A 15,809-nucleotide genomic window follows, 5' to 3' on the forward strand; every position below is an offset into this window, starting at 1 on the left:
GCGGCATCGCGTTGTTGCTTTTTACGGTTTTGCGGTGTGCAACGTTGCCGCATCAAATAAGGCAGCTTTAACTAAAGCGCAATTCTGTTTTAAGGAAAGCATCGAATTATTCAACAATAGTTGAAAATCATTTCATCTGTGCAACGCGAAAACTGAGCTGCTTCCTGTCGTACTATCGCCGCTATAGCGGCAATTGTCCGCACGCGCTTTTAAAACAATGGAGATAGAAATGGTCTGGAGTCAGGTTTACGACCCGCTAGGCAATATATGGTTGTCCGCCCTCATGGCGGCGATACCTGTGGTTGTGATGCTGGGATGTATTGCATTTGGTCATATGAAGGCGCATTACGCTGCGGGTCTTGGTTTAGCGAGCGCGTTAGCAGTGTCGATTTTTGGTTTCGGCATGCCTGCCGGGCTGGCATGGAATGCGGCAGGTTTTGGCGCGGCATTTGGTCTGCTGCCCATTGGCTGGATCGTGTTGAATATTATTTTCCTGCACCAGTTGACCATAGAAAACGGTTCATTCTCTGTATTGCAGGACAGCCTGACCGGTATCACCGATGATCGCCGCATACAGTTATTGCTGATCGCTTTCTGCTTCGGCGCTTTCTTTGAAGGCGCGGCTGGCTTCGGTACCCCGGTTGCCGTCACAGCAGCGATCATGATCGGTCTGGGATTTTCTCCGCTGGCGGCATCTGGCCTGTGCCTGATCGCGAATACCGCGCCGGTGGCGTATGGTGCGCTCGGCACGCCGGTCATCGCACTGGCGGCAGTGACAGGCATCGACCTGATGCAGTTGTCCGGCATGATCGGTCGCCAGTTACCCTTATTTTCTTTGCTGGTGCCGTTCTGGTTGATCTGGGCGTTTGCCGGTTTTCGAGGCATGCTGCAAATCTGGCCAGCGATTCTGGTTGCCGGTCTGAGCTTCGCGATTCCGCAATATCTGGTGTCGAACTTCCATGGCCCGTGGCTGGTGGACGTGGTCGCGGCGATTGTGTCTATGGTCAGCCTGATCCTGTTCCTGAAAGTCTGGAAACCGAAAAAAATCTGGACGTCGACTTCACTCAACGGACATGAAACCGATTCCGGCGAACCGGATCTGGAAAGTGAAAAACCGCATGGTCATGAAGCCGATGCCGCGGCAGCGATTTTCAAAAAACACGATACCCGTGCGCTGGTGCTGGCATGGATGCCGTGGGTGATTTTAACGGCGTTAGTGTTTATCTGGGGCATACCTGAATTCAAAAAATGGGTCGATGGTATTTCTGTGTTCAAGATTCCATTTACCGGTTTGCATAACATGGTCGAGAAGGTCGCCCCTGTCGTCGCCAAGCCGCATAAAGAAGCAGCGGTGTATACGCTGAACTGGTTGTCGGCCACAGGTTCCGGGATTTTCCTTGCCTCCATCATTAGCGGCTTGCTGATGAAATACAAACCGATTGATCTGGTCAAAATTTATTTCCGCACGATCTGGCTGGTACGTTATTCGCTGCTGACCATTGTGCTGATGCTGGCGCTGGGTTATCTGACACGCTATTCCGGCACTGATGCCACGCTGGGTCTGGTGTTTGCACACACTGGTGCTTTCTACCCTATCTTTGGTACGTTGCTCGGCTGGCTGGGCGTGGCGCTGACAGGCTCGGATACGGCAGCCAATGTGTTGTTTGGTGGCTTGCAAAAAACCACGGCAGAGCAATTGGGTTTAAGCCCGGTGCTGATGGCTGCTGCCAACAGTTCGGGTGGCGTGATGGGCAAGATGGTCGATGCGCAGAGTATCGTGGTCGCCAGTACCGCCACACGCTGGTATGGACATGAAGGCACGATTCTGCGCTTCGTGTTTTTCCACAGTCTGGCGCTGGCGGTGCTGGTTGGCTTCTTCGTGTTTATGCAAGCCTACGTTGCACCGTTCACTTCACTGGTACATTAATAGGACTTACGCAAAACCGCCCCAGCGGCGTTATGGCTCCTAGCCGTACTATTCGTACTGTCTTCGTCGCCATGGTGTAGCCCAGGGTTTCAGGCAACATGTTGCCTGCTGGCGAAACGGACATCGCTTACCAGCGATGTTTCCCAAAGCAGAAAAAAGCCTTTTAGCCTTGCTGGGGCAAATTGCGTAAGTCCCAAGACGCATTACAAACGATAGGGGCGATTGTCCCTGTAGTATAAAAAAAATCCCTGCCACAGCGTGCTGTGCGCAGGGATTTTTTTTCAGTGCTTCGCTGTTTTCTTAGGATGGCAATACGTTGCCAGATCAACGCTGTAGCCCGTCTGTGGCAGGCTGACTTTACCTGCTGGCAGCAATTGCGCAAAGCTGCGCATGACTTCTTCTTCGCCATGCACCAGAAACGTATGCGTTGCGTGAGTATGATTATGCCAGGCCAGTAATTCGTCACGATCAGCATGCGCGGAAAAACCGTTGATCGTATAAATATTCGCTTTGACAGCAATATCTTCACCAAGCACGCGAACGGTACGGGCACCGTCAATGATTTTTCTGGCAAGCGTTCCGACCGATGCAAAACCGACAAAAACGATACTCGCATTCTGACGCCATAAATTATGCTTGAGGTGATGCCGTATGCGTCCCCCGGTACACATGCCTGCACCCGCCATGATGACAGCGCCACCGGAAAACTGATTGATCGCCATGCTGTCAGCCGCATCGCGGCAGAAATGCAGCCCCGGCACCTGAAACGGATCGGCTTTGCCCTGAAGCAGGGCAGCCGCATTTTCTGTGCAGCAGTCGCTATGCTGACGGAACAGTTCCGTCGCAGAAATCGCCATTGGCGAATCGAGAAATACCTGCATAGAACGCGGCAGCTTGCCTTGCGTCACACCTTCATGCAAGTAGTAAAGAATCTCCTGAGTGCGCTCCAGCGCGAACGTAGGAATCACCACATTACCACCGCGCCGGAAAGTATCAACGATGGCACCGTAGAGTTCATCAATCGACAGATCCAGCGGTTTGTGCAGGCGGTCGCCATACGTTGTTTCCATGACGACGACATCTGCCTTCGGTGGAATTGCCGGATCACGCAGCAGTTTTCTGCCATCGCTGCCAAGGTCGCCCGAAAAAACAAGACGGCAGCGTTTACCCGCCTCGTTCAGATCAAGCACGATGGATGCTGAACCCAGAATATGTCCCGCATCTATCCACGTTGCCGTAATGCCGGACGCGATCTGGACAGGATGATCATAGCGGACGATCTGTGTAAACTGATCCAGCGAATGCAGTACATCGTGCGTGTTGTAGAGCGGTGCGTAATGTTTTTCCTCGCCGCGCCGGGCTCCTTTTTTATTGTGATATTCGGCTTCTGATTCCTGCAGGTGCGCAGAGTCCAGCAGCACAATGCGCGCCAGATCGCGGGTCGCCGAGGTGGAAATTACCGTGCCGCGAAAACCGCGTTTTGCCAGCAAGGGCAAACGCCCGCAATGATCGAGATGCGCATGAGTCAGCAACACAAAATCGATATCTGCCGCATTGAAACCAAACGGCGCTTCGTTTTCTTCATCCAGCTCACGCCCGCCCTGAAACAGACCACAATCGATCAAAATACGGGTTCCCGCACACTCAATCAGATGACAGGAACCGGTGACGCCGAGGTCGGCACCGTGAAATGACAGTTTCAATTGAATCTCCTTGCAGTTGACGCTAACAGTAGCGGAAGGCGAATGCGCGCGGACGTTTCTTCCGTCCCTGCCTCACCAGTGTTGCCCTTAACATAGCACTTTGCGCGTGCCGTGCTCTTGATGTAGCGCACTTGATCAAACACTATCGCATCAAAGCCGGACATTCGCCCAAAAACAATATACTCCCCCCTTATTTAATAAAAACCGCCCTGATCTCAGCAAGAATAAAGGGGTTTAAAACATACTGGGGGGAGTATATTTTTGGCTGTTTGAAGGGTTTTTGACGCCGAATGTAGCGATGAAGCGAATCGCTATGTATTTTGCCGTTGCTGGCTCAAGGGAATATGGAAGATATCTGGCTGTTGAGAAGTTAGGAATAGTGTGGCTAATTTTGCATTGACATGTTAACTTCAAGTTTTACTTTAAAACAAATTAGGGTTAAAAATGGCGCGTGATTTTCTCCCCAAAATGGCTGTCGTAACTACGGCCAATGCCTTTGCAGAAACAGGAAAGATTCTGTTTGACACGATGCCAGAAGGAATCGAGTGGCCATATCCATTCGTTGTCAATATGGCGCTATCTATTGAGCTCTACTTGAAGTCGTATCTTGCAGAAGATGATTTAATTCCTTTCTTGGTTCACGACGACGGTAGTGCAACTTACCAAGGTTTCACAAAGTGCCTGACACGTGAACATAAATTCGATGTTTTGTACTCTAAAATTCCAACTCACATTAAAAGCAAAATCGAAGAAGAGTTTCCGTCCAGTATTTTAGGTAAAAGCTTTCCATCATTTGAAAGTGCCCTAGCTAAGTTCGCAAACTCATTCATTGAAGCTCGCTATCCTTATGAAAAAGGCGGTTTCAAAGGCGGTTGTATTTCAGATTTGATGAATATATCGACATTCCTTAGAAAAACCATATATAAACTAGGCGAGTTTCGTTGAAACGAATCGCCCTAACCAATCTATCAACGAGATAGAGCTTAGGCAAACTGGACTCGCAGGTGTTTATGCGCATCGTTTACGCCAAGTACATTATTACTTCTTCTACAACGCAAGCATTTGTCGCGCCATTCACATTGCCGTACATTGCTACAACAATAAAAAATCCCCGACAAATCAGATGATCTGTCGGGGATTTTTTTATTAGGTTGAAATTTATTCCGGTTGCAGATAAAACGCGTCCGGCAATTGTGCGCCGGCGGTGGTGGTTTTGATGTCGCCTTTGGTGTTGGTCAGCACGACTTCGAGTTCCGGGCCGCCTAGTTCGATGATGACCTGACGGCAGGCGCCACAAGGGGCGATCGGGCCGTCGGTGTCGCCGGTGACGGCAATTTGTTGAAAATCACCGGGGCGATAACCAGCGGCGACGGCGCTGAATAAGGCGGTGCGCTCGGCGCAGTTGCACAGGCCGTACGACGCATTTTCAACATTGCAGCCGTGGAAAACTTTGCCATCTTTGGTCAGCACTGCCGCGCCGACTTTGAATTTGGAATACGGTGCGTATGCACGTTCGCGTGCCAGTTTTGCTTCAATGATCAGTTCCTGCGTGTTCATGTCTTTCTCCATTTAAAAAGGCACGCCGGTCAGCATGCCTCTTTGTTGTTCAGGTTCATCCCTTATATCTGCTGCGCCTTTCAGCGCATTGTTGCCCTGAAAGGCGCAGCAGGTTTGGGAGATTATTTTTTCACGCCCAGTTCGCGCAAACGTTCCTGCAGATAGCTGCCGGACGTATGACGTTCAGACAGCACTACATCTGGACGCGGATGCAGGAACAGCGGCAGTGAAATGCGGGATTTCTTCGCTTCTTCGCCGGTCGGATTCAGCACGCGGTGAATCGTCGAAGGGTAATACCCTTGCGAGGCTTCATCGAGCATGTCACCGATGTTGACGATCAGCATACCGAAATCGCAGGGCACATCGTGCCACGCATTGTCTTTGCCTAATACCTGCAAACCGGCCTGAGTGGCGGCTGGCAGCACGGTCAGCAGGTTGATGTCGCCATGCGCTGCGGCTCGCACGGCATCAGGCTCTTCATCACCCGTCAGCGGTGGATAGTGCAGCACGCGCAGCAGGGTCAGATCGCTGTCGGTGATCATGTCTGACAAGGGCATCGAATACTTGGCCTTGATGTCTGCCGGTGTGTGATCTTCTACCCATTGCAGCAATTCAGTGGCGAGTTTGTTGCCGTGTTCGTAGTATTCCAGCGCAGCCTTGGAGACTTCGGATGGATATTGTCCCCACGGGTAGACGTGGTAAAACTCTTTCAGGTCGCGCTTGGCATAGCCTTTGGCGGTCTCAGAAATTTTCGGCGAAAAATAGCCGTCCATTTTTTCCGTAAACGCGTATTTGTTTTTCGCATCGGTCTGGAAAAACTCGTACCATTCCTGATAAATGGTATTGAGCAGATTTTGCGATAAAGGATGATTGGTCAGTACGCCAAAGCCGGTGTTGTGCAGGCTTTCGGTGAATTTTCTTGCAGCATCCGGATCACGGTAATCAACTGGTTGTATCAACATGACGGTTCCCCTTATTTTGCCAGTGCTGGTTTCAGCCAGTCGCCGGACAAGGTCTGGTCGATCAGTTTAGCGCAAGCCTCGGCATCCACTTTCATGCAGACGCGGGTTTCTGGTTTGCTGGCTTCCCAACCCGCTTGTGGGTAAGGAATCGCCAGTTTCGCCATCATGGTCTGACCATTGCCTATGCCTTCTTTGGCAACGCGCACGCGACCATTTTGTGTTTCAAAGATTTCTGGTGCGACCAGCCAGACAAAAGCCAACACGTCATGACCATAGCAAGCGTGACCTAGGTCAGGGCGTATGCTTTGGTAGAAGTTGGCGTAGAAATTCACGGCGTGCGACAGCGTATCCATCGCCACGTGTTTATGTTGTTCAGCCAGACGCGCAAAGAAGCTCGATGGCAAGACCACACGATGCGTGACATCCAGACCAACCATGGTCAGATCCCAGCCTGCAGTGAAGACCAGATCGGCTGCGTCTGGATCATTCCAGACATTGGCTTCTGCGACTGGCGAGACATTGCCCGGCTCATCGACGGCACCCGCCATCAGCACGACTTTTTTCAGCAGCTTAGGCAGTTGCGGTTCCATTTTCAGTGCCAGACCCAGATTGCCCAGTGGACCGACTGCAACCAACGTGATTTCACCCGGATGCTGACGTGCCATCTTGACGATGAATTCTGCCGCGCTTTCCACTTCAGCTTTACCGCCGACTTCGATACGGGAAGGCAGATTGCCGAGACCGTCTGCACCGTGGATGAAATCTGGCGGTGTGCCGGCGGCTTTCGCAAACGGCACGTTCACGCCTTGCGCGACCGGGATAGTGCGGCCAGCGATGCGGGTCAAATAGAGCGCATTGATAGTCGCTTGTTCGACATACACATTGCCGAAAGTAGTGGTGATACCAACGACATCAATATCAGGATGGGCGAGCGCGAAATACAAGGCCATTGCGTCATCAACGCCAGGGTCCGTATCGAAAATGACTTTATGTTTTGCTTGCATGGAAATACTCCAGGAATTAACTTCAACTGGCCATTGAACAGAACCCAGTTTGAAGCAATTTGTTGTGTTTGACCTGGTTCAAGGAGGCCGTTATTAACGTTGTCGATTTAAAAAATAAATCACCGGCAGCCAGTACGGGGCAAGCCCATACGGACGACCGGCAGGTTTTATAGTCTTTTATCGTGACTTTACAAACGGCACGCCTATCGCCTTCGGCGCGACGGATTTCGCCATCAGGCCCGCAAGAACGACGACGGTGACTACATACGGAATCATCTGTATCAATGATCCCGGTACTTTGCCCAAGCCAGGGAAGACCACGCCTTCGATCTGGACTTGCAGAGCAGTGAAAAAACCGAACATCAGGCAACCGAGCGCCGTTTGCAGTGGCCGCCAGTTACCGAACACCAGCGCCGTCAGCGCCAGATAACCGTTACCGGCCGACATATCGCGCAGGAAAAAACCGCTTTGCACGATGGACAGATAAGCGCCGGAGAATGAGCACAACACACCGGCGCACAGCATCGCCATAAAACGGGTACGTTCGACATTGATGCCGGCCGCATCGGCCGCGTGCGGGTTTTCACCAACAGCGCGCAGACGCAGACCGAAACGGCTGTGATACAAGACCCAGTGCACAAGCGGAATCAGGGCAAACGCCAGATACACCAGCGCGCTGTGACCGCCGATCAGTTTGGTGTAAAACCAGCCCAGAAACGGAATACCTGCCACCGCATCTGAACCCGGTAAAACAATATCGAACAGGCGGGCGGAGCCGAGGTCGGGTGTGCGTCCGCCCTGCATAAAGAAAAACTGGGCAAGCACAAACGTCAGGCCGCTCAGGGTGATATTCAACGCAATACCGGCTACCAGCTGATTACCTTTTTGCGTGATGCTGACAAAGCCCTGCAATAAAGCGATGACAGCAGAAATGCCGACACCGGCGAGGATGCCGAACCACGGGTTTTGCGTCGCAAAGGCGACTGCTGCTGACACAAACGCCGCTGCCAGCATTTTGCCTTCGAGTGCCAGATCCACCACGCCGCTGCGTTCAGCGAACAGACCCGCCATCGCTGCAAACATTAATACAGGTGCATTACGGATGGTAGAAACCAGAATGCTGGAAAATTGAAAATCATCAAACATCATTTTTCCTTACGTTTGAGCAGGGCGGATAACGCCGGGGCATACAGATTTTCCATCGCACCGCAAAACAGTATGATCAGGCCCTGAATGAAAATAAAAGTCTCGGTCGGAATATTCGGTTTTTCCAGCGACAGATCAAAGCCACCTTGTATCAGCGCGCCGAACAGTATCGACGACAGCAAGATACCTATCGGATGCTGACGCCCCATCAATGCCACGGCAATACCGATAAAGCCTGCGCCTGCGGGGAAATTCAAGCCCAGATAATGGGTTGATCCCATGACGGAATTGACGGACGCCAGACCAGCCAGTGCGCCGGAAATCATCATCGCAATCATGATGGTTTTGCTGATGGAAATGCCCGCATAGTGCGCGGCATGCTGGTTCAGACCAGTCGCGCGTAACTGATAACCCCAGGTTGTGCGCCAGACCGCAACACCGTAAATAACTAAGGCCAGCAAGGCCATGATGAAGCTGATATTCAGCGGTGTTTCGCCAAGGATAGGAAGGATGCCATTCAGTTTCGGCAGCCATGCGCTATCGGCAAATACACGGCTGGCGGTGTTTTGTTCACCGGCAGGAATCAGAAAACTGACGATGATGTAGTTCATCAGGCTGGCCGCAATGAAATTGAACATGATGGTCGTCACCACCACATGGCTGCCGCGTTTTGCCTGCAGATAACCCGGCAAAAAAGCCCATGCCGCGCCGAAGATCGCGCTGCCGGCAATCGCCAGCGGAATCAACAGCCATGCCGGTAAGCTGGAATCAAAAGCGAGCAGCACCAGTGTCAGCCCGAGCCCGCCCAGATACATCTGACCTTCGCTGCCGATATTGAATAAACCTGCCTGCATCGCAATTGACACCGACAGTCCGGTGAAGATAAATGTGGCGGCGTAGAACAGGGTGTAGCCCAGTCCTTCAGGATTGAAAACGGCAGCATTCAGTAGTATGCCCAGCGACTCCAGCGGGCTTTCACCCAGCAGATAAATCACACCGGCTGCCACCAGCAGGGCGGACAGCAAGTTCAGTAAAGGCAGGGCAAAGGCGGTGGCCCAGCGGGGAAGATCGGCTTGATTCATACGTGGTTCGTCGCTTGTTTGTTCGCTTATTTCGCTTATGTTTGCTTTGTATTCCGGCTGCTTGATTAGTGCTTGTGTAATCCACCCATCAGCAGGCCGATGCGGGTCGCATCAAATTCTTCTACTTTCAGCTCGCCAGTGATACAGCCGCCCGACATCACCAGTATCCGGTCAGCCAGGGCGCGCACTTCTTCCAGCTCCACTGACACTAACAGTATGGCGACACCGGCATCGCGCATCGCCAGCAAGCGTGCGTGCAGACTTTCTATGGTGCCGATATCCACGCCGCGTGTCGGTTGTCCGACCAACATCAGTTTGGGTTCTGACGCTATTTCACGTGCCATCACCACTTTTTGCTGGTTGCCGCCAGAGAGCAGGGCGACGCGCAAATGCGGATCGGCCGGACGCACGTCAAACTTACTCAGCAACTCGTTGCAGGTTTTCAGTATGGCTTTGTAGTCGAGCAGGCCAAAGGCTTTGCCCAGTTTTTTCTGGTAGCCGAGAAAGCTGTTCATCATGACCGAGAAATTTTTCACAACGGCATCACGCAAACGGTCTTCCGGCACATGCGCGATGCCGAGTTCGCGGAACGTCGCGGGCAAACCATCGGCATCTTTACGCCCGGCAAATGGCAGTGGCTTTCCTTGCATCGTCACTGCACCGCTGCTGGGTAAGCGCATACCGCTGAGCACTTCGAGCAACTCGCTCTGACCATTACCCGACACGCCGGCAATGGCGACGATTTCTCCGGCACGGATATTGAAATTCAGGTCTTTAAGCAAGCTGACTTGCTGGGCGTTGATCAGATTCAGTCCCTTCACATCGAGCACCGTTTCACCCGGCGCATACGGCGCACGTGGCAGATGCGTCTCGATAGGGCGACCGACCATCAGTTCCGCCAGTTGTTCTTTATTGGTGTTTGCGGTCTGCACAGAACCGACGACGGTACCCGCGCGCATCACTGTCACTTCGTCAGTGATGTCGAGAATTTCCTGCAGCTTGTGGGTGATCAGAATGATGGTTTTGCCTTGCTCTTTGAACAGGCGCAAGACTTCAAACAACGAAGCGGTTTCCTGCACCGTCAGCACCGCCGTTGGTTCATCCAGAATCAGGATATTCGCACTGCGGTATATTTGTTTCAGAATTTCAACGCGCTGCTGTATGCCGACCGATAAATCCTGAATTTTGGCGAGTGGATCAACGTCGAGCGAGTAACGCTGACAAATCTCACGCAGGCTGGCTTCGACTTGTTTGCGATGAGCGGCGAGGCGGAAGCCGCCTTCCGAGCCGAGCATGACGTTATCCAGCACGGTCATATTTTCCACCAGCATGAAATGCTGATGCACCATGCCGATGCCGAGATCGATTGCTTCCTGACTGTTACGGATTTGCTGTGGCGTGCCGTTGATCAGTAACTGACCGCCGTCGGCACGGTAGTAACCGTACAGAATGCTCATCAAAGTAGATTTGCCTGCGCCATTTTCGCCGATGATGCCGTGGATGGAACCGGGTGCAATGGAAAAACTCACATCGCGATTCGCCTGCACTGCGCCAAAGCGTTTGGATATGTGTTGAAATTCGACGGCAGCTTGCATACGTTCGGGATTCTCGGTGTGATCGAGTCAGGAATAGGGGTAAAAATTTCGGGGCGCCGATGTTGGCGCCCCGATCATGGTGAGTTTTATCTTAAATCGGGCACTTATTTGCATCACGGAAATCGACGACTTTGATTTTCCCGTTGATGATGTCTTGTTTCGCTGCATTGACGCGTTTTTCAACCTCGGCACTGACAACGCTGCGGTTGTCTTTATCCAGCGCCCAGTCCACGCCGCCTTCTTTCAGACCTTTGTAGATGGTACCGCCTTGCCATTTGCCATTTTTCAATTGCATGAAGCTGTCATAAATCGCCTGATCAACGCGCTTGACCATCGATGTCAGCATATTGCCCGGATGCATATAATTTTGATTCGAGTCAACGCCGATACCGAGTTTGCCTTTTTCTTTCACGGCCTGCAGTGTGCCCATGCCGCTGCCACCTGCTGCTGCAAAGATCACGTCGACGCCACGTTCAAACTGCGCACGTGCGAGCTCGCCGCCTTTGGCCGGATCGTTCCATGCTGCGGTTGTGGTGCCAACCATATTCTGGATCACTTCGACTTTGCCATCGGTGGCTTTCGCCCCTTGTGTATAACCGCAGGAGAAATTGCGGATCAGCGGAATATCCATGCCGCCGACAAAGCCAATTTTTTTGGATTTACTGGTCAGAGCAGCCGCGACACCGACCAGATAGGAGCCTTCCTGTTCTTTAAACAATACTGAGCTGACATTGTTGCCAGCGGCAACGCCGTCAATCAACACGAATTTTGTTTTCGGAAATTCTTTGGCGATGTTTTGCACTGCCTGCGCTTGTCCGAAGCCGATTGCGGCAATCAGATCAACATTTTTACGTGCCAGATTACGCAGCACTTGTTCCGTTTGCGTATCGCTGGCGACCTGAACTTCCATGAAGCCGATTTTAGTTTCTTTCTTGAAGCGCTCTGCGCCTTCAGAAGCGGACTGATTGAAAGACTTATCAAACTTACCGCCAGCATCGTAGATGACGGCAAATTTCGGGTCTGCAGCATAAGCGCCGCCTGCAACGAGCAAGCCAGCCAGAGTCAGGCAGAGTTGTTTGAGTTTCATGAGAGCTTCCTTATTCGTATATCTTGTGTGATTGCGTTCGTGATCGCTATTCGCTGACGGCAAGTCGCAAGTGGCATCACTCATTATTTATCGGCACTTACTGACATCAGACTACCACGCGTCACCAGCGAGTCTGGCTGTAAGGTCAAAATTCTATCAAATCCTGCCATCTTGTATTCGTATTCAATCGCAATCAGGCGACTTTCCGCGCTTTCATGAAATCCAGAACTTCATGTCGATGGGGAATCGAAGTCTGTGCTCCCAATTTCGTCACGGTCAGTGCGGCAGTATATTGTGCTTCACGGCTGGCGTCTGAGACGCTGAGCCCATTCGCGATACCAACTGCAAACGCGCCGACAAAAGTATCGCCAGCAGCGGTGGTATCAACCACATCGACCTTAATCGCCGGAATAAATTCGCTACTGCCAGTTTGTGTGATCAACGCGCCGTCGCCGCCCATGGTCAGCAACACAGTACCGACACCCAAGTCCAGTAAGCGTTCTGATGCTTGTCGTGCACTGGCCTGGCTGGTCACGCTGATGCCGCTGAGTTGCGACGCTTCTGTTTCGTTCACGATCAGGTAATCGACTTGCTTCAATAATGCAGGGTCCAGCTGTTGTGCCGGAGCCGGATTTAACACCACTTTGACACCCTGAGCATGCGCGATTGCGATGGCGCGGGTCACCGTCGCGATCGGTGTCTCCAATTGACACAGCAATAATTGTGCCGCACCTATTGCACTTGTCGCTGCCTCAATCTGATTGACGTTCAGCGTCGCATTTGCACCGGCCGCAAGCACGATGCTATTGCTGCCATTGTCTTCCACCAATATGCCAGCCACACCGGTGGCAACACCGGCAACACGCGCGAGGTGGTTGATGTTGATGCCTTCTTTCGCCAGACACTGCTGCGAAAAATCACCAAAACCGTCATCGCCGACTGCACCGATAAAGCTCACATCGGCACCCTGACGTGCAGCGGCCACCGCCTGGTTCGCACCTTTGCCGCCGGGAATCTGACGGAATTCATGACCCAGCAAGGTTTCTCCCACTGCGGGCATACGCGGCGTGCGGAAAACTAAATCCATATTGACGCTGCCGACTACGGTAATGCGTGGCTTCATGATGCTTTTTTCTCGATAAAATAATGATGCGCAATCGTTTGCGCAATCGATTTCGTATTTAACTATGGCCTACTTCTGCTAGTCAAGCGCATTCTCAAATTTTGATGAAATTTTATGCAATTTCCGGACAGGCAAAACCTTGAGGCCGAGCAGTGATTTGTTTTATTTTTTTGATATTGATTAATGCCGAGCGAGATTGTGCTGTGGATAGTAACTGCTGTCAAATCGGAATTGCAGACGACACCAGGGTTTCAACGCGGTCTGAATCAATAAATGGCGACAGTCGGATGTGTTAATATTTAAAATTAAAACAAATGTTTTTTTTGTCGGACATTTGTTTATTTTGTTTGAGCTATGTATTTGATTTTTGAATTTGATCTTGGTATTTGATTTGTGCGTTGCTGCTGCATATCGTTGTTGTAGGTTGCTGCATGTTGCTGTGCTTTTTAACGCGGCGATATATGACTACAGTTGGCTACAGCTTGATCGCTATTTATCTGATGCCGGGCAGCTATTCTGGCCGGGAAGTGTTGGTGGGGAAAATGACGTGAGTAAGCCTTTGTCAAAAAAAGAGCAATTATTTGCGCTGGTGAGTGCGAATCCTTATGTGTCGCAGCAAGAGCTGGCAGACGTATTGCAATTATCGCGATCTGCGATTGCAGGTCATATCGCCGCCCTGATCAGGGAAGGGCGTATTCTCGGGCGGGCATATACGTTTCCCGGGACGCGCGCGATACTCTGCATTGGCGGCGCAAATATCGACCGCAAATTAAGAACGCTGGCGGCTTTGCAAATGGGCACGTCAAATCCGGCCAGTCAGACCGAGTCTTACGGCGGCGTTGCCCGCAATATTGCCGAAAATCTGGCGCGGCAGGGCATCCCCGCGGCATTAATCTGCGCGGTTGGTGATGACGTCAGCGGCAAAGGTTTGATGGCGCATGCAGACAGCACAGGAATTGACACCAGTGGTTCTTTACACGTTTCAGGCGCTTGCAGCGGAACCTACACGGCGATTCTGGATAATGCCGGTGAATTGGTGCTGGCGCTGGCTCATATGGAATTGTGTGAGTTGCTTGATCGTGACTATCTGGCTGGGTGCCGACCGCAACTGAATGCTGCTGCGATGATCGTCGCGGACATGAATCTGCCCTCCGACAGTATTCTGTTACTGATGAATGAGGCAGTCTTAAATAACAAACCACTGGTGATCGTCGCCGTTTCCCAGCCGAAAATGGCGCGTCTTCCTGCAAGCTTAAAAGGAGTGCGTTTATTGATTCTGAATCAGGCCGAACTCGAACAGCGGCTAGCGACTAAACTCACTGATACCAGAGCAATTATTGAAGCGTGTGCGCAACTGCAGGCGCAAGGTGTGACTGACGTTATCGTTACCCTCGGCGCGGACGGTGTCGTTTTTACAGATTCTAAACACAACGCACTGGCACAATACTTACCAGCGCCAAAGGTAGAGGTCGTTGACGTAACGGGCGCTGGCGACGCTTTTTCTGCTGCCGTATGCGGGTCTTTACGTCATGCTCCGGAGGATATGTTGCTTGCCTGTCAGCGTGGTTTGCAATTGGCGGCGCTGACCATACAAACCGATACCAGTGTATTGCAAACACCGTATACAACAATTTTCAATGAGGAACCATCATGCAATCCTATTTAGTCTTTTCTGAAGAAGTACGCGCCGCGCGAGTCGCTGGCAAACCTGTGGTGGCGCTGGAATCCACCATTATTTCGCATGGCATGCCTTATCCGCAAAATGTGCAGACCGCGCGTGAGGTTGAGGCCATTATTCGCGAACACGGTGCGGTTCCTGCCACCATTGCGATTATGCATGGCAAGATACACATAGGCCTGTCAGACGCAGAACTGGAATTGCTGGGACAATCGGCAGATGCGCTGAAAGTCAGTCGTCGCGATTTGCCGTATGTGATTTCTACTAAAAAATTGGGTGCAACAACGGTTGCCGCGACGATGATTTGTGCCGAGCTGGCTGCTATTCCGGTGTTTGTGACGGGCGGAATCGGTGGCGTACATCGTGGCGCAGAAACCAGTTTCGATATTTCTGCCGATTTGCAGGAACTGGCGCAGACCTCGGTTGCTGTTGTCTGTGCTGGCGCTAAATCGATACTGGATCTTGGTCTGACGCTGGAATATCTGGAAACCCACGGCGTTCCTGTTGTCAGCGTTGGTCAGGCTGAATTCCCCGCGTTCTTTACCCGCGACAGCGGTTTTCACGCGGATTTTCAACTCGATAGCGCCGCTGAGCAGGCTGATTTTATCGCTACAAAGTGGACGCTGGGTTTGCGTGGCGGTGTCGTGATTGCGAACCCGGTTCCTGTCGCGGATGCGATGCCGCGCGCAGAGATCGAGAGCATCACTCAGCAAGCATTGCAGGAAGCTGCGCAACAAGGTGTCAGCGGCAAAGCTGTGACGCCGTTTCTATTGGCAAGAATTAAGGAGTTGACTGGAGGTCGCAGTCTGGTCAGCAATATCGCTTTGGTGAAAAATAATGCAAAAGTCGGAGCGCAACTGGCGCACGCACTGGCCGCGCATAAAAAATCCTGATACAGATAAATTGCATCCAGCTGCATTGGTACTGGTAGTCATCCGCGATGAC

At 51.9% G+C, this 15,809-nt stretch carries 13 protein-coding genes; 4 read left to right on the forward strand and 9 right to left on the reverse strand.

Features of this window, described 5'->3' with window-relative positions:
• Window positions 1-229 precede the first annotated feature (229 nt).
• The gene (locus tag Undi14_RS03595) at window positions 230-1,927 is read left to right on the forward strand and encodes an L-lactate permease (RefSeq protein ID WP_200177927.1); all 1,698 of its coding nucleotides are present in this window, start codon (window positions 230-232) and stop codon (window positions 1,925-1,927) included.
• 281 nt (window positions 1,928-2,208) lie between these two features.
• On the opposite strand, the gene Undi14_RS03600 is transcribed toward Undi14_RS03595, so the two are convergent.
• Entirely contained in the window at window positions 2,209-3,630 is a 1,422-nt protein-coding gene (locus Undi14_RS03600; RefSeq protein ID WP_200177928.1) for an MBL fold metallo-hydrolase RNA specificity domain-containing protein, read from the reverse strand.
• 444 nt (window positions 3,631-4,074) lie between these two features.
• Here Undi14_RS03600 and Undi14_RS03605 point away from each other — a divergent pair, with 444 nt between their 5' ends.
• Window positions 4,075-4,575, forward strand: a complete 501-nt coding sequence (locus Undi14_RS03605; RefSeq protein WP_200177929.1) for a hypothetical protein — start codon at window positions 4,075-4,077, stop codon at window positions 4,573-4,575.
• 213 nt (window positions 4,576-4,788) lie between these two features.
• On the opposite strand, the gene Undi14_RS03610 is transcribed toward Undi14_RS03605, so the two are convergent.
• From Undi14_RS03610 to rbsK, 8 genes are all read right to left on the reverse strand, one after another.
• Window positions 4,789-5,187, reverse strand: a complete 399-nt coding sequence (locus tag Undi14_RS03610; protein WP_186896403.1) for a cytidine deaminase — start codon at window positions 5,185-5,187, stop codon at window positions 4,789-4,791.
• A gap of 122 nt (window positions 5,188-5,309) precedes the next feature.
• Window positions 5,310-6,149 carry an isopenicillin N synthase family oxygenase gene (locus tag Undi14_RS03615; RefSeq protein WP_186884804.1) on the reverse strand — a complete coding sequence of 280 codons (840 nt, stop codon included), beginning with the start codon at window positions 6,147-6,149 and terminating at the stop codon, window positions 5,310-5,312.
• An 11-nt stretch (window positions 6,150-6,160) separates the two neighbouring features.
• Window positions 6,161-7,153 (reverse strand): nucleoside hydrolase, encoded by a 993-nt coding sequence (locus Undi14_RS03620; RefSeq protein ID WP_200177930.1) that lies wholly within the window; start codon window positions 7,151-7,153, stop codon window positions 6,161-6,163.
• A 177-nt stretch (window positions 7,154-7,330) separates the two neighbouring features.
• The gene (locus Undi14_RS03625; RefSeq protein WP_200177931.1) at window positions 7,331-8,302 is read right to left on the reverse strand and encodes an ABC transporter permease; all 972 of its coding nucleotides are present in this window, start codon (window positions 8,300-8,302) and stop codon (window positions 7,331-7,333) included.
• Window positions 8,299-9,381 carry an ABC transporter permease gene (locus Undi14_RS03630; RefSeq protein ID WP_200177932.1) on the reverse strand — a complete coding sequence of 361 codons (1,083 nt, stop codon included), beginning with the start codon at window positions 9,379-9,381 and terminating at the stop codon, window positions 8,299-8,301. Before Undi14_RS03630 ends, Undi14_RS03625 begins: the two co-directional genes overlap by 4 nt.
• A gap of 65 nt (window positions 9,382-9,446) precedes the next feature.
• A complete protein-coding gene (locus Undi14_RS03635) occupies window positions 9,447-10,976 on the reverse strand; it encodes an ABC transporter ATP-binding protein (RefSeq protein WP_200177933.1) in 1,530 nt (509 codons plus the stop codon).
• Between the two features lie 91 nt (window positions 10,977-11,067).
• Complete coding sequence (locus Undi14_RS03640) at window positions 11,068-12,063, reverse strand: BMP family protein (RefSeq protein WP_200177934.1); 996 nt, start codon at window positions 12,061-12,063, stop codon at window positions 11,068-11,070.
• A 193-nt stretch (window positions 12,064-12,256) separates the two neighbouring features.
• Window positions 12,257-13,186, reverse strand: coding sequence for a ribokinase (gene rbsK / locus Undi14_RS03645; RefSeq protein ID WP_200177935.1), 930 nt, complete (start codon window positions 13,184-13,186; stop codon window positions 12,257-12,259).
• Window positions 13,187-13,733: 547 nt separating this feature from the next.
• On the opposite strand from rbsK, the gene Undi14_RS03650 reads away from it, so the two are divergent.
• Window positions 13,734-14,852, forward strand: a complete 1,119-nt coding sequence (locus Undi14_RS03650) for a PfkB family carbohydrate kinase (protein WP_370589875.1) — start codon at window positions 13,734-13,736, stop codon at window positions 14,850-14,852.
• Entirely contained in the window at window positions 14,837-15,757 is a 921-nt protein-coding gene (locus Undi14_RS03655) for a pseudouridine-5'-phosphate glycosidase (RefSeq protein WP_200177936.1), read from the forward strand. The genes Undi14_RS03650 and Undi14_RS03655 overlap by 16 nt, the downstream gene beginning before the upstream one ends.
• Window positions 15,758-15,809: the final 52 nt, after the last annotated feature.

The organism is Undibacterium sp. 14-3-2, assembly GCF_016595265.1.
GTDB classification, from domain to species: domain Bacteria; phylum Pseudomonadota; class Gammaproteobacteria; order Burkholderiales; family Burkholderiaceae_D; genus Undibacterium; species Undibacterium aquatile.